The organism is Bradyrhizobium sp. URHC0002 (genome assembly GCF_054059515.1).
In genome coordinates this window covers 7691907-7712492 of sequence record NZ_JBSSCF010000001.1, presented here as the reverse complement: position 1 = coordinate 7712492, position 20586 = coordinate 7691907, and the positions used below count along the sequence as shown (strand labels likewise).

The 20586-nt window shown below is 62.9% G+C and carries 15 protein-coding genes and 2 pseudogenes; 10 read left to right on the top strand and 7 right to left on the bottom strand.

All coding sequences use genetic code 11. The features are described 5' to 3' along the window. Window positions 1-28: 28 nt before the first annotated feature. Window positions 29-1279: pseudogene (locus tag ACVWVY_RS37225) on the top strand (SulP family inorganic anion transporter); the annotation flags it as partial. 33 nt (window positions 1280-1312) lie between these two features. On the opposite strand, the gene ACVWVY_RS37220 reads toward ACVWVY_RS37225, so the two are convergent. Next, window positions 1313-2290: an NADPH:quinone oxidoreductase family protein gene (locus ACVWVY_RS37220; RefSeq protein ID WP_456631071.1), complete on the bottom strand. Its 978-nt coding sequence runs from the start codon at window positions 2288-2290 to the stop codon at window positions 1313-1315. Window positions 2291-2374: 84 nt separating this feature from the next. Continuing rightward, window positions 2375-3448, bottom strand: a complete 1074-nt coding sequence (locus ACVWVY_RS37215; RefSeq protein WP_456631070.1) for an LLM class flavin-dependent oxidoreductase — start codon at window positions 3446-3448, stop codon at window positions 2375-2377. A 293-nt stretch (window positions 3449-3741) separates the two neighbouring features. Between ACVWVY_RS37215 and puuE the strand changes: the two genes are divergently transcribed. Both puuE and uraD read left to right on the top strand, forming a co-directional pair. Then, complete coding sequence (gene puuE, locus ACVWVY_RS37210; protein WP_456631069.1) at window positions 3742-4680, top strand: allantoinase PuuE; 939 nt, start codon at window positions 3742-3744, stop codon at window positions 4678-4680. 11 nt (window positions 4681-4691) lie between these two features. Further along, a complete protein-coding gene (gene uraD / locus ACVWVY_RS37205) occupies window positions 4692-5573 on the top strand; it encodes a 2-oxo-4-hydroxy-4-carboxy-5-ureidoimidazoline decarboxylase (protein WP_456631068.1) in 882 nt (293 codons plus the stop codon). Window positions 5574-5682: 109 nt separating this feature from the next. On the opposite strand, the gene ACVWVY_RS37200 is transcribed toward uraD, so the two are convergent. Beyond that, complete coding sequence (locus ACVWVY_RS37200; protein ID WP_456631067.1) at window positions 5683-7080, bottom strand: nucleobase:cation symporter-2 family protein; 1398 nt, start codon at window positions 7078-7080, stop codon at window positions 5683-5685. Window positions 7081-7262: 182 nt separating this feature from the next. Between ACVWVY_RS37200 and pucL the strand changes: the two genes are divergently transcribed. From pucL to ACVWVY_RS37175, 5 genes and pseudogenes are all read left to right on the top strand, one after another. Next, complete coding sequence (gene pucL / locus ACVWVY_RS37195) at window positions 7263-8105, top strand: factor-independent urate hydroxylase (RefSeq protein ID WP_456631066.1); 843 nt, start codon at window positions 7263-7265, stop codon at window positions 8103-8105. 224 nt (window positions 8106-8329) lie between these two features. After that, window positions 8330-9719: pseudogene (locus tag ACVWVY_RS37190) on the top strand (hypothetical protein). Further along, a complete protein-coding gene (locus ACVWVY_RS37185) occupies window positions 9688-10980 on the top strand; it encodes a hypothetical protein (RefSeq protein ID WP_456631065.1) in 1293 nt (430 codons plus the stop codon). The pseudogene ACVWVY_RS37190 and the gene ACVWVY_RS37185 overlap by 32 nt, the downstream one beginning before the upstream one ends. 208 nt (window positions 10981-11188) lie before the next feature. Beyond that, a complete protein-coding gene (locus tag ACVWVY_RS37180; RefSeq protein ID WP_456631064.1) occupies window positions 11189-11899 on the top strand; it encodes a cysteine hydrolase family protein in 711 nt (236 codons plus the stop codon). Further along, window positions 11896-13554 (top strand): regulator, encoded by a 1659-nt coding sequence (locus ACVWVY_RS37175; RefSeq protein WP_456631063.1) that lies wholly within the window; start codon window positions 11896-11898, stop codon window positions 13552-13554. Before ACVWVY_RS37180 ends, ACVWVY_RS37175 begins: the two co-directional genes overlap by 4 nt. A gap of 83 nt (window positions 13555-13637) precedes the next feature. Here the strand turns inward: ACVWVY_RS37175 and ACVWVY_RS37170 are convergent, their stop codons facing one another. Genes ACVWVY_RS37170 through ACVWVY_RS37160 form a run of 3 tightly spaced genes read right to left on the bottom strand, consistent with a single transcriptional unit; the run spans window position 13638 to window position 16713 of the window. Beyond that, a complete protein-coding gene (locus ACVWVY_RS37170; protein ID WP_456631062.1) occupies window positions 13638-14462 on the bottom strand; it encodes a carbohydrate ABC transporter permease in 825 nt (274 codons plus the stop codon). Continuing rightward, entirely contained in the window at window positions 14459-15391 is a 933-nt protein-coding gene (locus ACVWVY_RS37165; RefSeq protein WP_456631061.1) for a carbohydrate ABC transporter permease, read from the bottom strand. Before ACVWVY_RS37165 ends, ACVWVY_RS37170 begins: the two co-directional genes overlap by 4 nt. Further along, on the bottom strand, window positions 15388-16713 hold the full coding sequence (locus ACVWVY_RS37160) for an ABC transporter substrate-binding protein (RefSeq protein ID WP_456631060.1): 1326 nt from the start codon (window positions 16711-16713) through the stop codon (window positions 15388-15390). Before ACVWVY_RS37160 ends, ACVWVY_RS37165 begins: the two co-directional genes overlap by 4 nt. 250 nt (window positions 16714-16963) lie before the next feature. Between ACVWVY_RS37160 and ACVWVY_RS37155 the strand changes: the two genes are divergently transcribed. Next, the gene (locus ACVWVY_RS37155; RefSeq protein WP_456631059.1) at window positions 16964-18289 is read left to right on the top strand and encodes an LVIVD repeat-containing protein; all 1326 of its coding nucleotides are present in this window, start codon (window positions 16964-16966) and stop codon (window positions 18287-18289) included. 57 nt (window positions 18290-18346) lie between these two features. On the opposite strand, the gene ACVWVY_RS37150 is transcribed toward ACVWVY_RS37155, so the two are convergent. Next, window positions 18347-19201, bottom strand: a complete 855-nt coding sequence (locus ACVWVY_RS37150; protein WP_456631058.1) for a VOC family protein — start codon at window positions 19199-19201, stop codon at window positions 18347-18349. Between the two features lie 74 nt (window positions 19202-19275). Here ACVWVY_RS37150 and ACVWVY_RS37145 point away from each other — a divergent pair, with 74 nt between their 5' ends. Beyond that, window positions 19276-20580: an NAD(P)/FAD-dependent oxidoreductase gene (locus tag ACVWVY_RS37145; RefSeq protein WP_456631057.1), complete on the top strand. Its 1305-nt coding sequence runs from the start codon at window positions 19276-19278 to the stop codon at window positions 20578-20580. The last annotated feature ends 6 nt before the right edge of the window (window positions 20581-20586 follow it).

Below are 20586 nucleotides of genomic sequence, written 5' to 3'. Positions count from 1 at the left end.
CCGCGAATCCCTGATCGGCTACCCCGCTATGCCTGACGGCTCTGCCACCGCTCATCATTACCGCCCCAAGCTCGTCACTGTCATGATCGAGGAGGGCTACGGCCTCGCCAGCTTTCGAAAGGATATGCTGGCGGCGCTGACGGTTGCGATTGTCGCGCTCCCGCTCTCGATGGCGATCGCCGTCGCCTCGGGCGTATCGCCCGAGCGGGGATTATACGCCGCCGTCATTGGCGGCTTTTTGGTATCGGCGCTGGGCGGCAGCCGCTATCAGATCGGCGGACCCGCCGGTGCGTTTATCGTCCTCGTATCTGCCACCGTGGCGAGGTTCGGCCTCGAAGGGCTGTTGCTGACGGTTTTCATCTCCGGCTTCATGCTGACCCTGATCGGCCTTTTGAGGCTCGGCTCGCTGATCCGTTATATTCCCCATGCGGTGACTGTCGGATTCACCTGCGGCATCGCGGTCACGATCTTTGCCAGCCAGCTCAGGGATCTCGGCGGATTGAAACTGTCTGCCGTCGAACCAGGGCCGTTGTTGCCAAAGCTCGCCGCGCTCGGCCAGGCGTTGCCGACGCTCAATCCTGCTGCGCTCGCCGTTGGCGTTGGCTCGGCGGCCCTGATCTTCCTGTTGCGACGGCTGGCGCCGAACTGGCCGGGAATGTTGATCGCGGTCGTTCTGGCCGCGGTCTCCGCCTGGCTGTTCCATTTGCCGGTGGAGACGATCGGCAGCCGTTTCGGCCAGCTTCCGGACGGCCTGCCGGGCCCGCGTCTGCCTGCGATCTCTTACGCAACCGTGCTTGAAGTGTTGCCGGCGGCGCTCTCCTTCACGCTGCTCGGCGCGGTCGAAAGCCTGCTGTCCGCAAAGGTCGCCGACGGCATGACCGGGCGCAAGCATCGCTACAATATGGAGGTGGTGGCGCAAGGCGTGGCCAACATCGCCTCCGCCATCTTCGGCGGTATCAGCGTAACCGGCACGATCGCCCGTACGGCGACCAATATCCGCGCCGGCGCGTGCAGCCCGGTCTCCGGCATGGCGCATGCGCTGTTCGTGCTGGTGTTCATGGTGCTCGGAGCCCGGCTGGCCAGCTTTGTCCCGCTGTCGGCGCTCGCCGGCGTGCTGGTGGTGGTGTGCTGGAACATGGCCGAGAAGGAAGAGTTTTCTCGCCTGCTTCGCGACTGGCGCCCAGCTTGCGTGCTGATCGCAACCTTCGGCCTCACGCTGATCGAAGACCTGACCGTCGGCATCATCGCCGGCTGCGTATTGGCGGCGGTGTTTGCGATCTACGATCGCGTTCGCTCTCGCGCCTAACCCACTTCAGCCGAATTTGACGATCATCTTGCCGAGCGCCGATCGCGACTGCATGGTCTTGAACGCCTCGCGGAAATTCTCGAACGGCACGATCTTGCCGACCACGGGCTGTAATTTGCCCGATGCCAGCCAGTCGAACAATTGCGCCATCAGGCGGGTGTGAGTCTCCGGCTCGCGCTTCTGGATCTGGGCGAGATCGACGCCGAGCAGCGCGCCGCCTTTGAGCAGCGGCAGGTTGAAAGCCAGCGCCGGAATGGTGCCCGATGCGAACCCGACCACCAGATGCCGTCCGCGCCAGGCGATCGAGCGAAACGCCTGCAGCGCGACTTCGCCGCCGACGGGGTCGAAAATCACGTCCGGGCCATGCCCGCCAGTCAGTTCCTTGAGCGTGTCCCGCCAGTCCGTCCTGGTGTAGTCGATGGTGTGATCGGCGCCGAACCGCACCGCGAAGGCACGCTTCTCCGCCGTCGAGGCGGCCGCGATCACCCGCGCGCCCATCAGTTTGCCGATCTGAACGGCGGCGATGCCGACGCCGCCGGCCGCGCCCAGCACCAGCAATATCTCGCCTTGGCGCAGCGACGCACGGGCATCCAGCGCGTAAAGCCCGGTCAGATAATTGGCCTGAAACGATGCGCCGGCTTCGAAGGGGACCTGCGGCGGCAGGTTCTTGAGCGCCGCTGAGGGTACCGAGATGTACTCGGCGAGCGCGCCGGAACGGGTCATGCCGATCACGGGCATATCAGGCTTGAACGTGGTGACGTCGTCGGCAACGGCTTCGACGATGCCGGCAAACTCCGTGCCCGGCACGAACGGCAGGGGGTCTTTGGTCTGATAAAGGCCTTGCACCTTCAATCCGTCGACGAAGCCGATCGCCGCAGCGCCGACCTTGACGCGAACTTCACCCGGGGAGACGCCCGGCTTGTCGATCTCCTTGATCGAGATACCGTCGATTGAATTGTAGTTGTCGACAACGACGGCCTTCATGCAAATTCTTTCATAGGTTTTCCTGCCATACCTCAAGGCCTTGCCAGGACAGCTTGAGGTATCAGCGGATTCTTGACGTGAACTCTATTCAGCCGCTTCGGCCTGCTGGTCGATCGCAAGCGCGCCTTGCTTGATGAGGGGAATCAAGTCGCGGCCGATCGCAACCGTGTCCTGCGGATTCTCGAAACCGCGCAGCAGGAAGGAATGAATGCCGAGCCGGTAATACTCCAGAACCGCTGCCGCGATCTGTTCGGGCGTTCCGACCAGGCACGATGTATTGCCGGGGGCGCCGGTGGCGCGCGCGATCCCCATCCACAGCCGCTCGTCATGGACGTCGCCGCGCGCGGCGTAGCCGAGCAGGCGCTCGGCGGAATGGTTGGTCGGCTGCGGCGCGGCGCCGGTCTTGCGCTCGACATCCGCCAGCAGGGCGTTGGCCTTGTCCCACGCAGCACCCTCGGTTTCCGCCATGATCGGCCGCAGCGACATGTTGAAGCCGACGCTGCGCCCGAAGGCCGCCGCGCGCCGGCGGAAATCCTGGATCCGCTCCCGCGTCTCCTTGAGCGGCTCGCCGAAGATCGCGAACACGTCGCAATGCCGCGCGCCCATCTCCAGCGCGCCTTCCGATGAGCCGCCGAAGAACAGCGGCGGGCAGGGCTGCTGAAACGGCTTGATGTCGGAATAGCCGCCCTCGACGCGGTAGAACTCGCCGTGGTGGTTGATCGGGCTGTCGTTGGTCCAGAGCTTCCGCATCACGTCCAGATACTCGCCGGCGCGGCGGTAGCGGTCGTTCTTGGGCAGGAAGTCGCCTTCGCTGGCCTGGTCCGCGTCGCTGGTGCCGGCGATGACGTGCAGCGCCATCCGACCCTGCGCGAGTTGGTCGAAGGTCGCGACCTGCCGCGCGGCGAGTGCCGGCGCCACCGAGCCCGGCCGGTGCGCGATCAGGAACTTGATCCGCTCGGTGTGATCGGCGGCGTAGAGCGCGATCGCAAAACCTTCAGCGGCGGACGCGTAATATCCAACGAGAACAGAATCATAGTTCCACTGCTCGTGCAGGCGGGTGAAGTCGATCACCCATTGCCGCGATATCGTTCCCTTGATCAGGTGAACCGCGACGCCTTCCTGCTGGGTGCCGATCATTCCGATGATTCTTGCAGGCATGGGTGTTTCCTTGGGGCGCTTGATGCTTGACCGGAATGAAACGCATAACACCGAGGGAAAGCAAGCGTTTAGGGGTTGCTGGCACTGCATGCCAAGGACGCGTGAAGCGAGTGGATTCGGCTTGCCAAATGCGAGGCGGGCTGCCGGAATGGCCCTTGCTTCCATTAATCCCGGCTGCAATGGATACTGCGGAACCACTTCGTCAAATACACCCAGAAGAAGAGATCGATGAGCCAACTGATTGTCGGTGCCGGTGAATTCACCGTCCAGGCCCGCTACGAGGAAATATAAGCGTGGCCGCGCCGACTTACCCGCGCGACTTCCGCGGCTACGGGCGCAACCCGCCCGATCCCCAATGGCCCGGCAACGCGCGGGTCGCGGTGCAGTTCGTGGTGAATTTCGAGGAGGGTGGCGAGAACAATGTTCTCGACGGCGACCGCGCCTCGGAGGCATTCCTGTCCGACGTATTGGGGGCACAGCCCTGGCCCGGCCAGCGCCACGCCAACATCGAATCGATGTTCGAATATGGCTCGCGCGCCGGCTTCTGGCGGCTGTGGCGGATGTTCACCGAACGCAATTTGCCGGTGACCGTGTTCGGCGTCGCGATGGCGCTGAAGCGAAACCCGGATGTGGTCGCCGCCATGAAGGAGGCGGGCTGGGATATCGCCAGCCACAGCCTGAAATGGATAGAGCACAAGGACATGTCGGAATCCGAGGAGCGCGTCGAGATCGCGGCGGCGATCCGCATCCACACCGAGGCGACCGGCGCGCCCCCGTTCGGCTGGTACACCGGGCGTTCCTCGATCAATACGCTGCGGCTTTTGATGGAAGCCGGCGGATTGCTCTATCTCTGCGACTCCTATGCCGACGACCTGCCATACTGGATCAGGGCGCGCGGCTCGAAGCCGCATCTGGTCATTCCCTATACGCTCGACGCCAACGACATGCGCTTTGTGAATGCGCAGGGCTTTGGCGGTGGCGATGAATTCTTCACCTACCTCAAAGACAGCTTTGACGTCCTTTACCGGGAAGGCGAAACCGCGCCGAAGATGATGTCGGTCGGCCTGCATTGCCGGGTCGTCGGCCGCCCTGGCCGCGCGGCGGCGCTGATGCGGTTTCTCGACTACATCGGACAGCACGAGCGGGTCTGGGTGCCGACGCGGCTTGCGATCGCGCAGCACTGGCACGCCAATCTGGCGCATCTCGCCGACAACGCGTTCGATATCGGGTAAGGTCGAAAGCCATGTTGAAGCTTTCCGATCTAAACTCTTGCAGCAACGACGATTTCGTCGCCGCGCTGGCAAACGTCTTTGAGCATTCGCCGTGGGTCGCGGGGCAGGCGACGGCGTTGCGGCCGTTCGCGGGGGTCGGACAGCTATTCGCGGCGATGGTGGCGGCGGTCGATCGGGCGCCCGACGCATTGCGGATAGCGCTGATCAGGGCGCATCCCGACCTCGCCGACAAGACCCAGCGCGCGGCGGGTCTTACCGTGGAATCCGGCGCCGAGCAGAACAGCGCCGGGCTCGATCGGCTTTCGGATGCCGAATACAAGGCGTTCGAGCGCGTCAACGACGCCTACCGCGCGAAATTCGGCTTTCCCTATATCGTCTGCGTCCGCCGCCACACCCGCGATTCCATCCTGCGCGATTTCGAACGCCGGCTGCCGAACGATGCCAAGGCCGAGGCGCAGACCTCGATCGGGGAAATCTGCCGGATCGCGGCGCTGCGGCTCGATCAGCTCGTCGCATCCGACGACAAGCTGCCCGTGCATGGTCGCCTGTCGACCCATGTGCTGGATACCAACAGCGGCAGGCCGGCGGCAGGGATAGCGGTGGAACTGACCGAGCTGTCCGACCTTGGCGAGGCCCGCGTGGTGGCGCGCGCCCTCACCAACAGCGATGGCCGAACCGATCAGCCGCTGATCGGCGGCCGGCCGGTGCCGATCGGTCGCTACGAACTTGCATTTCACGTCGGCGCCTATTTTGCCGATCGCGGCGTTCCACTGTCCGATCCGCCGTTTCTCGATCGCATTCCCTTGCATTTTTCGGTGAGCGACCCGGAAGGCCATCTCCACGTGCCGCTGCTGGTTACGCCGTGGAGTTATGCGACCTATCGGGGAAGCTAGTGAACCGTAGGGTGGGCAGAGCGCAGCGTGCCCACCATTTCCGGGCGATGGCGTCGATCGATGGTGGGCACGGCGCAAGAGCGCCTTTGCCCACCCTACGGATCCTAACTTAATGCGTCGCCGTTGCCGCAGCCGCTGCGGCATCCGCTTCCGCCGTCTTGCCGCTGACGCCGTTGAAAAAGGCATTCAGCGTCACCGCGACCAGCGCGCTGAGCAGAATGCCGGACTCCAGCAATGGGTGCAGGTCGTGCGGCAAGTTCTTGAAGAAGTTGGGCGAAACCAGCGGGATCATGCCGAAGCCAACCGATAGGGCGACCACGAACAAATTGTAGCGGTTGTTCTTGAAGTCGACCGCGGTGAGGATGCGCGCGCCGGTCGCCGCCACCATGCCGAACATCACGAGGCCGGCGCCGCCGAGCACCACCAGCGGCACCGCCTCGACCAGCGCCGCCATCTTTGGCAGCAGCCCGAGCAATAGCAGGATGCCGCCGCCGGCGATCGTGACCCAGCGCGAGCGCACGCCCGTGACCCCGACCAGGCCGACATTCTGCGAGAACGACGTGTAGGGAAAGGTGTTGAACAGCCCGCCCAGAAACGTGCCGACGCCATCGGCCCGCAAGCCACGGGTCAGCGCGTCGCGGCTGACGGCCTTGCCGGTGATTTCGCCCAGCGCCAGAAACATGCCGAGGGATTCGATCATCACCACGATCATCACGATGCACATGGTGACGATGGGGATGAACTGAAATTTCGGCGTGCCGAAATGCAGCGGCAGCACGATCGCGGCCCATGGCGCCGCGGCGACCTTCTCGAAATGCATGACGCCGAGGACCGCGGCAAGGATGGCGCCCGCGACGATGCCGAGCAGCACCGCGACATTGGCGACGAAACCGGAGCCCCATTTGATCAGGCCGAGGATTACCAGCAGCACGAACAGCGCAATGCCGAGGCCCTGCAACTGGCCGTAGCCCGGATTGGGGAAGGTGTGCGGCACACCATCGATCATTTTGGTCAGGGTGGGCAGGCCGCCACCGGCCCAGTTGATGCCGACCCGCATCAGGGAAATGCCGATCACCAGGATAATGGTTCCAGTGACGACGGGTGGAAAAAGCGGCAGCAACCGGCTCACAAAAGGCGCGGCAACAATGGCAAACAGCCCGGCCGCTATCACTGAGCCGTAGATGCCGAGCAGGCCGATGTCGGGTGCTGCGGCCATCGACAGCATGGGCCCGACGGAGGCAAACGTCACGCCCATCATCACCGGCAACCGGATACCAACGCCGGGAAAGCCGATACATTGCACCAGCGTGGCGATGCCGCAGGCGAACAAGTCGGCGCTGATCAGGAAGGCAACGTCTTCCGGCGGCAATTTCAGCGCCCGGCCGATAATCAGGGGCACCGCAACCGCGCCGGCATACATCACAAGCACATGCTGCAGGCCAAGCGCCAGCAATCGCGGCGTCGGCAAAATCTGGTCAACCGGATGGATTTCGGTGGTTGTGGTCATGGACTTCCCCCCAGGTAGCGGGCCTTCAGGCCCTCTCAAGCCAAAACAAGGCGCGTGCCAGAATTGTCCCCCAAAGACCTTGTCCCCCAAGATCTTGCCCTATGGCACGAACGTTGCTCAATATTGGATCAGAGCGGGCGACTGGAGTCCCGAAAAATAAACGGTTGAACTGGAGGTCTGACGTGCCGCTGATCAAAAACAGATACGGGAAGGGCCGCGTCCGGGTCATGCGGATTCACCGGGACGGCGACCGCCACGAAGTCAGCCAGCTCAGCGTCAAGGCGATGATCGAGGGCGACTTTGCCCGTGCCTATACGCATGCCGACAATTCCACCTCGGTGGCGACGGATACGATCAAGAACATCGTCAATGTCGTGGCCCGCGAGAACACAGGGCTGAGCACCGAAGAATTCTGCCAGGTGCTGGCGAAGCGATATCTCGACACCTATCCGCAGATTGCCTCGGTTGCGATATCAGCGCACGAGACCAAATGGCGCCGCCTGAGTTTCGGCGGCAAGCCGCATCCGCACAGCTTCGTGCTCGACAGCAACGGCAAGCCGTTCGTCGAAGCCTCTGCGGCGCGTGGGGGGCCGACGGCATTGACATCCGGCATCGACGGCTTTGCCTTCATGAAGTCGACGCAGTCGGGCTGGGAGAACTATCCCAGGGATCGCTACACCACGCTGCCGGAGACCGCCGACCGGATGTGCGCCACCAGCATGATGGCGTCCTGGAAGTGGTCGGGGGGACCTGCGAATTATCCGGCGGCCAATGCGCGGATTCTCGATACCTTGCTCGAAGTGTTCAGCACCACCTACAGCATGAGCGTGCAGGACAGCCTATACCGGATGGGCGAGGCGGCGCTGGCGGCCGTGCCGGAAATCTCGGAAATCAGCATGGCCTGCCCGAACATGCACTTCATTCCGATGAACCTGTCGGCGTTCGGGCTCGATAACAATAATGATGTTTTCCTGCCGACCGACGAGCCCCACGGCCAGATCGAGTGCACGGTGGGAAGGGGCTAGAAACGCCCACATATCGAGAAGCGTCGATCGAAGCGCGCTTACCGAAACGGCATGGGCGAGACGGAGGCGGGCGACCATCCGCCCTAGGTTCTGCGCGCCGCTGCCACGTCCATTTATGACAAGCCGGTGACAATATAATTCATCTGACAGAAACACGAATCGACGATGTCAGGCGCACGAACGCGTGGTACGCGTAACCACAGAACCTCGTTGATCCCAGGCAAATGCATCGTCATATTTCATTTTCATCACATCGCGAATACCGATTTTATCAGGGTCCGTTTGCCTCCTGTGTCGCCAACGGTATTCAGGCCGTCAATTTTCTCAGTGATCGATTCCTGAGAAAATCTCACGCATCGGCAGGGATCGGCGAACTGTACACGCACTCGGTCAATAGTGCCTTTGCTCCGGAGGAAGCCTTTCTGGTCACGGGGGCACCGCACGCATCCGCCTTTTATCCCCGGGACTTTGCCTGGTTTTATCCCGATGTTCTCGATCCCGAGATCATCCTGGATTCCGAGGATGCCGTCCGCAGGGTTCGTTTGCTCGAAAAAAGCGTCCGCCTGATGTTGGAGGCCGTGCGCGCCAATGTCGTCACGACGACCATCGTTCCGGCAGGCAGCGACCGGTACATCGGCATCAACTACTTCTCGCTGCCGTCGGATACGCTGTTAGGCATCCTCGCGGGTCTGGAACAGATCATGCGCGCGGACCAAAGGACATCCTCGTATTTGGCGATGGCGCAGGGCGCGCATGCCGGCCGCTTGTTGCTTGCCGAGTATCGCGAGGATCTGAAGAACGCGATATTTCAACTCGCCGGCGCGTTGCAGCCGTTCGATGACAACGGCCTCACGGCTTTGCTGTGTGACGCAACCGCCCCTCGGTCCGCGGCCACGGATACCCGCGCTGAGCGCAGGCGTTTCGTCACCAATGCATGCGTTTATGCGACCTTTGCGCGCGGGATCCGGTTGGGGGTCATCGACCGGATCGAGCTGGAGGGGCTGCTCGGACGCGCGCTTTCGCAATATAAAACGGAGCTGCTCGGGTTGTTCGGCAAGCATGGCCATATCAGGCATGCATTGGATTGCAGGAGCGAACCGGCGGCGTCTTGCATTGCGCTCGATTTCGTCAACGTGCACCAGGGATTTTGGGACCTGAGCGAGGCGAGCGAACGCGCCCTGTTTGCAGCCACGACGGATCTGATACTTGGCGAGCCGCGGTTTCGAATCCCGGGTACGTTTCACTTCCTGGTATCGGCGGATAATCCGCAGAACAAGGTCATCCACAAGATTGCGGCTCCGGCCTACCAGGGGCGTTCTTGCTGGCCGACATTCAACGTCGAATTCGCCGACCGCATGCTGGAGTACGATGAATTTTCCCGTCAAGTACCGGTCCTGCGCCCGCGAGATATTGAGGGACATCCGTACCGCGACCGAAACGCTCGGCGGATATCAGGAACTGCTGTCGGAAAAAGGCCTGAAGTACCGCACATGGGCCTATCAGGGCGCCGTCGCGCATTCCTGGTTTCCCCGTTTCCTGACGGTCTGGAGGAGGGCGTTCGGGGTGCCGCTGCTTGGCTCGAATGCCCAATCTGTTGAGGCGGTTTCCGCGTAGCGAGGCGAGGCACAGCGCCGGCGTGACGTCACGCCGGACGTCCGCGCTTCAGCGCATTGCAACGCCAAGTCTTTTTCTGCGGCTCTTTTTATGCGGCCATAGCTTGCATTGTGAATTGCTTCACAAGCCTGCCCGCGCGACGGTGCGAGGATCGCATCAGGCGTTCTTGTGTCGGCGGAGGCAATTCATGACTCTTGCTGCAAGCGGCTTGCCCCCCAGCAGGGACTGGAAAGAGAAGGCCCTGGACGGCGAACCGGAGCTATTCCGTAATTTTGCGCGCGACATCGTCGGCTATCAGAAAGAAGATGCCGACAAGAACGAAGATGCCGACAAGAAAGGACCGTTCCGCGGCTTCCACGCCAAGATCCACGCGGGATTGATCGCCGAATTTCAGGTGCTGGCCGACCTTCCCGAGCATGCCCGTTACGGCGTGTTCGCTGTGCCGCGGACCTTCCCGGCGTTGGTCCGGTTCTCCAACGGCGATTCCCACATCAATAGCGACCGCAAGCACGAGCCTCGCGGCATCGCCATCAAGCTGATCGGGGTCGAGGGACGCAAATTGCTGCCGGGCCACGAGGACGACGTAACCCAGGACTTCCTGGCCACCAGCCACTCGGTCACCTCGGCGGTTACCGACGTCACCCAGTTCATCGCCTTCGTCAAGGCGCAACGCCCTGGCACCATCGGACTATTTCCCAGGCTTTGGCGCGCATTGGGTTGGAACGAGGCGACGCGCATCTCGGCAGCGCTCTTCCGCACCGTCATCCTGAGCAGGGTGCGCAGCATGGCGACCGAACACTTCTCCGGCACGGCGCCGATCCAATGTGGGCCGTATGCGGTGAAGTTCACGGTGCGTCCGGCGGAGGGCACCGTAGCAACGACAGCCCATTCTTCGGGGGACAAGGATTTCCTCCGCAAGGAGTTGGCCGACCGGCTGCGCAAGGCGGACCTGATCATGGATTTTCTGGTTCAGTTCTACGTCGATTGCGACCGCACGCCGATCGAGAACACCTCGGTCCCGTGGCGGCTTGAAGACGCCCCGCTGCTCAAGGTCGCGCAACTGCGCATCCCGCGCTGCAATCTGGATGACCCACAATCCCTCGTGCTGAGTGAGAAGATAGATAAATTGTCGTTCTCCCCATGGCATGCGACGGCAGACCATAAGCCCCTGGGGAACGTGATGCGCGCCCGCCGCGTCGCGTATGAAGCGAGTGCTGCGCTGCGTGGCCAACGTCCGGAGCCGACCTCTCTTCAGCTCTGAGCCGTGCCGCCACCTCGGTTTGCTTAGTTAGTGAGCAGATGCCCGTCTGGAAAGCGCCGGACAATGCGTGCCCCGCTGACGCGCTAGCAATCATCGAATTGAAAATGCAACGAATTTCATAACCGCGGACGGCGTGCCGCGATTGTACACAATGGCACGCGCCTTGCTTGACTTCTCCCGAAGAGTTCTCTCGTTCGGGGCGTATGTCATGGCGAACTCAGGAAAGCTCGCAGCGGAGCCGGAGCCGATCGGACTCGATTGGGCGGCGACCGCGCTTCTCATCATCGACATGCAGCGCGATTTCATGGAGCCGGGCGGTTTTGGCGAAACGCTCGGCAATGATGTCAGCCAGCTCGCGCGGGCGGTGAAGCCGATCGCTTCCGTGCTGGATGCGGCGCGTGAGACCGGCATGCTGGTCGTGCACACCCGCGAGGGACATCTGCCCGATCTGTCGGACGCGCCGCCGGCCAAGGTCGAGCGCGGCGCGCCGTCGTTGCGCATCGGCGATCCCGGGCCGATGGGGCGCATTCTCATTCGCGGCGAGGCCGGCCATGACATCATTCCCGAGTTGTATCCGCTCGACAGCGAGATCGTGATCGACAAGCCAGGGAAGGGCGCGTTCTACGCCACCGAGCTTGGCGAGGTGCTGCAGCGCTATGGCATCGAGAACTTGCTGGTCTGCGGCGTCACCACCGAGGTCTGCGTCAACACCACGGTGCGCGAAGCCAATGACCGCGGCTATCGCTGCGTGGTGCTGGCGGATGGCTGCGCATCCTACTTTCCCGAATTTCACGAGATGGGCCTGAAAATGATCAAGGCCCAGGGCGGCATCTTTGGCTGGGTCTCCGACTCGGCGGCGGTGCTGCAAGCGCTTTCACTGGAGATTCCAAGAACGGCAGTAGCAGGGGGATTACGATGAGCACGGGCATGACGGGGACATCAGGCACATCCACTTTCAAGCCGGCGTTGTGGACGCCGGGCGACTGGAACGCGCTGTTCGGCTTCGGGACCAACATCCTTGTCAACATGCTGGTGCTGACGGGGCTGTTGCGCTTCGTGCTGAAGATGCCGGACTCACTCGTGTTCGGCCGCATCCTGCCGGCGCTCGGCCTGATGATGTGCCTCTCCACCTTCTACTACGCCTGGCTCGCTTACCGGCTGGCGCAGAAGACCGGCCGCAGCGACGTCTGCGCGCTGCCGTCGGGCGTCAGCGTGCCACACATGTTCATCGTCACCTTCGTGATCATGCTGCCGATCACGATCAAGACCGGCGATCCGATCAAGGGCTGGTCGGCCGGACTGGTCTGGGTGTTCTTCCAGAGTTTTATCCTGATGATCGGCGGCTTCATCGCGCCTTATATCCGGAAGATCACTCCGCGCGCGGCGCTGCTCGGCACGCTCGCCGGTGTCTCCGTCACCTTCATCTCGATGCGGCCGGCGCTCGAAATGTACATGACGCCGCAGATCGGGCTGGTGTGCTTCGCCATCATCCTGGTGAGCTGGTTCGGCGGGGTGAAATATTGGAGGGGCATGCCCGCGGGCCTCGTCGCCATTGCCGTCGGCATGATCATCGCCTGGGGATCGAACCTGTTCGGTCTCGGGCTCGGGGGCCTGAGTTTGAAAGGCGTCGGCGATGCCTTTGCCAATTTCGGCTTCTCGGTGCCGTTACCTGCCATCGGCCACGTCTTCTCCGGCTTCGAGTTCCTCGGCATCATTCTGGTGACTGCGATCCCGTTCGGCATCTACGATCTCGTCGAAGCCATGGACAATGTCGAAAGCGCAGAAGCGGCCGGTGACGAATATCCGACCACGCGCGTGCTGACCGCCGACGGCGTCGTCAGCCTGATCGGCTGCCTGATGGGCAATCCCTTCATCAACGCGGTCTATATCGGCCACCCCGGCTGGAAGGCGATGGGCGGGCGGATCGGCTATTCCGCCGCGACCGGCATCATGGTGGTGCTGCTAAGCTGGTTCGGCATCATCTCGGTGTTGCTGGCGCTGGTACCTGTGGTCGCGATCTCGCCGATCCTGCTCTATATCGGCATGCTGATCGGCGCGCAGGCGTTCCAGACCACGCCGGTCAAGCACGCGCCTGCGATCGTGCTGGCGTTGACGCCGCATCTCGCCGCCTGGGCAAAACTGCAGATCGACACCATGCTCGGCTCGACGATCACGGCGGCCCAGGCGGTCGGCGGTCTCGCCGCCGACAAGGTCGATGCGGTCAAGTCCGCCGCGATATCGGCGCTGCCGCAGCAGGGCGTGCTTTATCATGGGCTCGAAGTGATGGGCGGCGGCTCGATCCTCGCCGGCCTCGTGCTGGGCGCGATCGGTGTGTTCGTGATCGAGCGCGACTTTCTTAAAGCCTCCGCCTTTGCGCTGGCCGGCGCCGTCATGACCTATTTCGGTTTCATGCACGGCGAGGCCGTCGGCATCGGCGGCGGCCTCGGGGTCACGCCGGGAGTGGCGCTGGCCTACGCCGTGATGGCGGCGGGGCTGTTCGCGCTGGCGAAAACCAGTCCGGCGGCCGATTACAGCGCGCACCCGGAGATGCCGGTCGCGGCGCCTGCGGAGTAAGGGCATCCCTCCCTCGCCCCGTTGTTGTGGGGTTGGGGGAGGAGGCTCTCTTCCAGGTTCGATTTCGAGATTGAAGGGACGCCTCAACCGCCTTTGACGGCGCCCGCGGTCAGTCCAGCGACGATCTGCCGCTGCGCCAGCACGGTCAGCAGCAGCACCGGGAACGTCACGATCAGTGCGGCCGCCGCCAGCGGTCCCCAGCTCAACTGGTCGAACGAGATCATGTTGTAGACCGCGACGGGAAGCGTGCGCGTTTCCCGTCCGGCCAGCACGATGCCGAACACAAAATTGTTCCAGGAGAAGATCACCGCGAGGATAAAGGCGACCGCCAGTCCCGGCCGCGCGATCGGCAGCGCCACGTGGCGAAACACCTGCCAGCGCGTGGCGCCGTCGATCAAGGCGGCTTCCTCGAGTTCCAGCGGCGTGGTCTCGAAATAGCCGATCATGATCCAGATCACGATCGGCACCGTCACTACCAGATGGATGATGACCTGCGGCACCAGCGTGCCGAGCAATCCGAGCCACTGGAACATCAGGAACAGCGGAATCAGATAGGACAATCCCGGCGTGATGCGTGCAATGAGGATCACGATCGCGGATTTGTGCGCCGCCATGCGTGCGATCCCGTAGCCGGCGGGCACGCCGACCAGCATCGCGAGCCCGGTCGCGCTGCCGGTCACGATCAGGCTGTTGACGAAGTAGGTCAGGAAGCGGTTGGACGCCAGCACGTCCGCGTAGTTCTTCCAGGCAATGCGCTCCGGGAAGAAGACCGGCGGGTAGGCGGCGTTGTCGACCTCGAATTTTAGCGACAGCGAGGCCATCCAGAGAAAGAACAGGATGGCTGGCGATACGATGACGAGCACCGCGAACCAGAGCGCTATCTTGCCGAGGATCTGACGCAGGCTCATGCGCCACCGCCGATCTCGGTCCACAGTGTTCGCTGGCGCAGGTGCAGCATCATGGCCGCCATCGCAACGATGAGCAGGAAGAAGATCACCGCGATCGCCGACCCGTAGCCGAGGTCGTAATAGATGAAGGCGACGCTGTAGAGATAGAGATTGATGGTCTCCGACGCCGAGCCGGGCCCGCCCTGGGTGATGGCAAAGATGATATCGAAGCTCTTCACCGCATCGATCATGCGGATCATCCCGGCGATGAACAGGAACGGCGTGATCAGCGGCAGGGTGATGTAGCGGAACATCTGCCAGACGCCGGCGCCGTCGATCTGCGCGCTTTCGTAGGGCTCGGTCGGAATCGCGGCCAGGCCGCCGAGCACGATCAGCATCACCAGTGGCGTCCATTGCCAGGTCTCGACCAGCACCAGCGCCGGGATAACCGTCCCCGGGTGAAACACCCAGAGCTGTGGCGGCAGGCCGACCAGCGAGAGCAGGTAATTGAGCACGCCGAGTTGCGGATGAAACATCATGGTCCAGACCAGCGCGATGGCGACGGGGGTCGCCATCATCGGCATGATGAAGACGCCGCGCAGGAAGCCGCGCCCGGGGAATTTGGCGTGAAACACCACGGCGGCGAACGTGCCGAAGATCAGCGGCAGCAGCACCGACAAGGCGGTGTAGAGGATCGTGTGGCCCACGGCCTCGACGAACCGGGGATCGTTCGGCAGCCGAACATAATTGGCGAAGCCGACAAAGTTGGTCGGCGAGCCGACCTTCCACTGGTTGAGGCTCATCCAGATCGTGAACAGCCATGGAAACACGATCACGGCCAGCACGACGACAAGCGCCGGCACCACGAATGGCCAATAGGATGGCGGTCGCCATTCGCGCTCCGGCGCGGCTTCCGCCGCGGCCGGAGTAGTCCGTGTCACGGCACTCACGCTTTTTCGCTGCGCTCCAGGATCGGCCGGAACTGCTCGTGGGCCTTCTTCAATTCGGCGGCCGGATCAGCGCCTGCGAGGGTCGAGGTGATGGCCGCGCCGACGAGGTCGCGGAATTCCGCAACCGGGATGATAACAGGCAGGCCGAGCTTGCTGATCTTGGCCGAATCGATCACCGACTTCAGCCACTCCGGCGGCATCTTCACGCCCTTCTGGATTTCGGGATCGTTGAGGATCGAGTTGCGGAACGGCACGCCGCCGCCGGCCTGCAACAGCCGCGCGCCTTGCGTCTTCGAAACAGCCCACTGGCACAGCAGATAGGCGGCTTCCTTGTTCTTGCTGGCCGCCGCGATGCCGAGGCCGTCGCCATAGGTCGCCGAATATTGTCCCTTCGGCCCCGCGGGCACGACGGTATAGCCCACCTTGCCGACGATGCGGGAGGCCGCCGGGTCTTCCAGCGGCGGCGCCCAGCCAACGCCGTCGATCCACATCGCCGAGCGGCCTTGCGTGAACGACGCCATCGACTCCATCCAATTGAAGCCGGCGACGCCGGGAGGTGCAACCTTGGTCAGCAGCGTCTGATAAAGCTTGGTGGCCTCGATCGCCTCGGGGCCATCGGTCAGGATGCCGCCCTTGCCGTCCAGAAATTCGCCGCCGCAATTGAGGAAGAAGTTGGTCCACAGCGTCATGTTGGCGTTGCGCAAGCCGCGCCCGACGAAGCCGAACGTACCTTCCTTGGCGTCGGTGAGTTTTTCGGCCGCCGCGACCATCTCGTCGAAGGTTTTGGGAACGGCGACGCCCTTCTTCTGGAACATTTCCTTGTTGTAGTAGAGGATGAAGTAGTCGACCGACCACGGCAGCGACAGCATCTGTCCCTTGTCGTTCTTGGCGTATTGCAGGCCAGCGGCCGAGAAGTCGCTCTCGACGAGATCGGGTGCCGTGAGGTTCGGGTCCTTCATGTAACCGGACATGTCGGCGAGCCAGCCGCCTTTTTCGAACTGCCGCTTCTGCACGTGATAGCTCAAATGAATGACGTCGAAGCTCGGCTTGCCGGAAGCGAGTTCGATCACAGCCTTCTGGCGCTGTTGCTGCTCGGGGATCTGCTCGGATTCGACCTGGATGCCCGTGAGTTCGGTGAATTCCTTGATGTTCTTCTGCAGATTGTCGCCGCGCGGACCCTTGGCGAGGATCACCTCGAGCTTGGTGCCGGCATATTTCTTCCATTGCACCTCTGCGCGCGCGGGAAAGCCGGTGAGGCTGAGCGCACCCGCGGCGGCCGTACCGGCCAGAAGTGTGCGGCGCGAGATCGGATGATTTTTCATTGTTGTTACTCTCCCTGGGGGTCGGCTTGTTTTGTGCGAATTCTAGCGTCCGGCCGCGGTCTGCATAGCCCTGTTGTGCGGTATTTTGGCGTGATCGCCGCCGCTGACGACCCGAGGCGAACGCAGGATTGACAGTTTACGAACCAGTCCAAACCGGTTTAGCGTCGTCCAGCTTCTAAAGTCTGCATCATCGACTGCGGCCAGACTGCAGCGATGGAAGACAGATTGGCTCTTCTGGGGAGTAGCGACCATGCCGGAACTTTCGCGCCGTCAGTACTTGAAACAGCTTGGTGCGCTGGCTGGGACCGCTGCGATGTCCAGTTTGTCTGCGCCCGCATTCGCTGCCGATACCGAAATTCCTCCGCAAGGAATCGGGAAGGGCATCAAGCACATTTCCTACAGCGACATCGGCGGACGGCCTGACAGCGTACAGGTGATGGTCAACAAAAAGCACGTTTACGTTGGGCACATGTTCAGCGACGGCGTCACCATTCTGGATGCGTCGGACCCGCGCAACCTGAAGCCCGCAGGCTTCTTCACCGCGGGCCAGTACACGCGCACGCATCACCTGCAGGTTTCGGACGATCTGATGCTGCTCGCCAACGGCGCCAACATCGTGGCGATGCAATCGTATGACAGCATGCGCGGCTACTTCGAGAACAACCTGGCCGACAGCATCACCAACCGCAAGAAATTCCGGTCCGGCCTGTCCCTCCACGACATCTCCAGGCCGAACGAAATGCGCGAGATTGCCTTCCTCGAAATGCCCGGCTTCGGGATCAACCGCCTGTGGTGGCCGGGAGGACGCTACGCCTATGTCTCGGCGCACTTCGACGGCTTCACCGACCACATCCTGTGCATCGTCGACCTGCAGAACACTGCCAAGCCGGAGATCGTCTCCAAATGGTGGCTGCCCGGCATGAACCGCGCCGCCGGCGAGCCTGACTTGCCCAAAGGCAAGCGCGTCGCCCTGCATCACATGATCACCGCCGGAAACCGCGGCTATGCGGCGTGGCGTGATGGCGGATTGACCATCCACGACATCAGCGATCCCGCAAAGCCCACACTGATTTCGCGCATCAACTGGTCGCCGCCTTTCCCCGGGGGAACGCATACGCCGCTGCCGTTGCCCAAGCGGGGACTAGCTGTCGTGGCCGACGAGGCGAATGCCGAAAAATGTGCCAAAGGCTTGTTCTACACGTTCATTGTCGATGTCCGCGCTCCCGAAAATCCGGTGCCGATATCGACGCTGCCGACACCGCGCGAACGTGATTTCTGCAGCATCGGCACGTTCGGGCCGCACAATTTGCACGAAAATCGGCCCGGCTCGTTCCAAAGTGAAGAGACGGTGTTCGCTACCTACAATACGGCAGGGGTGCGGGTGTTCGACATCCGGGATGCCTTCGTGCCGAAGGAGATTGCCTATTGGGTGCCGCCGGTGCCCGGCAAGCTGGTGGATCCGCGGCCCAATGTTTCTCTGGCCGCAAAGACCTGCGACACCTACGTCACCCCGGAGGGGTTGATGTATGTCAGCGACTGGAACGCCGGCATGCATGTGCTGCAATACGAAGGCTAGGCCTGCTCCGCATCGTCAGTCGATGGCCTGCTCGCTGCCTGGAGAAGCATTACAGCCCTACGCTTTTACGAACGCGAGCATGGTGCCGTTGCCGGAAGCCGGCGGCACCACAACCCCATCAGCGCTTTTCACGCCGACAGCGCCCAGCGCCTTCTCCGCCGCCGCGACATCGGCCACGATCACTAGCCCGGCGCCGCCGCGTTCGGGCAGGCCGGCCAGCGAAACGCCGGGATAGCGCTTGCCGAGCTGATCTTTCGTCATAAACACGAAATCGGCACGGTCGCCACCCGAGGGCACCGCGACCGCGCCGTCCGCCTCGTTGCGCGTCTCGCGGTCGATCATCCTGGAAAGATGCGCGGCTTCCTTGGCCGGTTCGGGCGCGACCATCAGCACCTGCTTCAGCCGCTTGGCGCCGTTGGCGTGCTTCATCAGTTCGGGAATCCACACAGTCTCGCGCGTCTTGTGCTGGCAGGCGAAGATGCGCACGCCGCCCGGCGCTTCCACCGTCGGCCATTGAAAGGTCCGGAACCTGGCTGCGGCTTCGGTCCCGTCAGGTAGCGTCACCGGCCGTTCGAAATCGGTGGGGCCAACGGGGATATAACCGCGCGCGAGAATTTCTTCCGCGCCCCGCGCCGAATCCACGGCAGTGAAAGCGATACGCTCGATGCCTTCACCGTTCTTTTCGAGAAACGCCCGCGCTGGCTCATTATGTTCCGTCGGCCTGAGCACACCGAGCAATTCCATATAGTCGGGGTCGAACATGATGGTGTAATTGCCCGATCCCATGTGCGCGCTGTGGGTGCCGCGCGGCGACACGGTGAAGCCGAGTCGCTTGTAATTCTCGGCCGCCTTGTCGAGATCCTTCACCATGACCACGGCGTGATCGATTCCGATGACGTTTTTGAGTGCCACTCTTTTATTTCCTTGAGGCTTGCCAGGGAGCTAAACTAAGCAGAACGACAAGGCCCCTGCAAGAAAGGATCACGATGAATACGAGCAACGTCCGCTGGCCCGAGTCCCTGTGGGCCGCGATGACGCCATCGGGGCCCGAATTGCCCGAACTGACCGGAACACAGCAGGCGGATGTGATCGTGATCGGTGGCGGTTTTACCGGCCTTTCCACCGCGCTGCATCTGCGCGAAGCGGGTGTCGATGTCGCGATCGTGGAGGCGGCCGAGCCGGGCTGGGGCGCCTCCGGGCGCAATAACGGGCAGGTGATCCCGACGCTGTCGCGGCCCGATCCGGAGGACATTGTTGCGAAGCACGGCGAGGCTGGAGAACGTTTTGTCGGCATGCTGCGCGACAGCGCTTCTTATCTGTTCGACGTGACGAGGCGCTACAGCATCGATGCCGAAGGCGAACAGGCCGGCTGGGTTCAGCCGGTGCATTCTCCCGGCCGCATCAAGATCGCCGAACGTCGCGTGCGGCAGTGGTCAAAATTCGGCGCGCCGGTCGAGTTGCTGTCGCGCGAGCAGACACGGGACATGCTGGGCTCGGATGCCTGGTTCGGCGGCTTCTGGAACAAGACCGGCGGCCACATCAACCCGCTGGCGCTGGCGCGTGGCCTCGCGCGCACTGTGCTTGGGCTCGGGGCCCGCATTTACGCGCGCTCGCCGGCCGAAAGCTTTGAGCGCCGCAACGATCGCTGGGTGGTGAAGACCGCGAAGGGCGAGATTTCCGGCCGCGCGCTTGTCATGGCGACCAACGCCTATAGCGGCGAGTTTTCAAAGGCGCTGGTGCCTGACATCGCGCGCGAGGTGATGCCGGTGCTGTCCTGGCAGATGGCGACGCAGCCTTTGTCCGACAATGTCCGCAAGACCATCATCCCCGGCCGGCAGGCGATGTCGGATACCCATGGCGAACTCTATTTCGCGCGCTACGATGCGCGAAACCGTCTCGTGACCGGCGGCGCGGTGATCGGCCCCGGCAACAAGGTGGAGCGGATCAAGGCGCGCGTCACCGAGCGCCTGCAGCGCTTGTGGCCGCAGATCGGTGAGGTCTCGTTCGATTACGTCTGGAACGGCTATGTCGGCATGACCACGGACTTTTTGCCGCGCATCCACAAGCTTGGGCCCAATGCCTATGGCTGGACCGGCTGCAACGGCCGCGCCGTGGCGCTGACGATCCCGCTCGGCAATGAACTGGCCAAGGCCGTCCGCGGCGTGCCGGAAAGCGAACTGGCGCTGCCGTTCACCGCGCCGGTGCCGATCGCAGCCCATGGCATCCTGCGCAAACTGGCCCCGCTGATGCTGCTGGTCTATCGCCGCCGGGATGCGAGGGAGATGGCTTGAACTTCT

Excerpts from the sequence above, each read along its gene's own strand:
- ACVWVY_RS37220 (WP_456631071.1), bottom strand. The coding sequence starts at position 2,290 with ATGAAGGCCGTCGTTGTCGACAACTACAATTCAATCGACGGTATCTCG.
- ACVWVY_RS37215 (WP_456631070.1), bottom strand. The coding sequence starts at position 3,448 with ATGCCTGCAAGAATCATCGGAATGATCGGCACCCAGCAGGAAGGCGTC.
- uraD (WP_456631068.1), top strand. The coding sequence starts at position 4,692 with ATGTTGAAGCTTTCCGATCTAAACTCTTGCAGCAACGACGATTTCGTC.
- ACVWVY_RS37200 (WP_456631067.1), bottom strand. The coding sequence starts at position 7,080 with ATGACCACAACCACCGAAATCCATCCGGTTGACCAGATTTTGCCGACG.
- ACVWVY_RS37185 (WP_456631065.1), top strand. The coding sequence starts at position 9,688 with ATGCCCAATCTGTTGAGGCGGTTTCCGCGTAGCGAGGCGAGGCACAGC.
- ACVWVY_RS37180 (WP_456631064.1), top strand. The coding sequence starts at position 11,189 with ATGGCGAACTCAGGAAAGCTCGCAGCGGAGCCGGAGCCGATCGGACTC.
- ACVWVY_RS37175 (WP_456631063.1), top strand. The coding sequence starts at position 11,896 with ATGAGCACGGGCATGACGGGGACATCAGGCACATCCACTTTCAAGCCG.
- ACVWVY_RS37170 (WP_456631062.1), bottom strand. The coding sequence starts at position 14,462 with ATGAGCCTGCGTCAGATCCTCGGCAAGATAGCGCTCTGGTTCGCGGTG.
- ACVWVY_RS37160 (WP_456631060.1), bottom strand. The coding sequence starts at position 16,713 with ATGAAAAATCATCCGATCTCGCGCCGCACACTTCTGGCCGGTACGGCC.
- ACVWVY_RS37155 (WP_456631059.1), top strand. The coding sequence starts at position 16,964 with ATGCCGGAACTTTCGCGCCGTCAGTACTTGAAACAGCTTGGTGCGCTG.
- ACVWVY_RS37145 (WP_456631057.1), top strand. The coding sequence starts at position 19,276 with ATGAATACGAGCAACGTCCGCTGGCCCGAGTCCCTGTGGGCCGCGATG.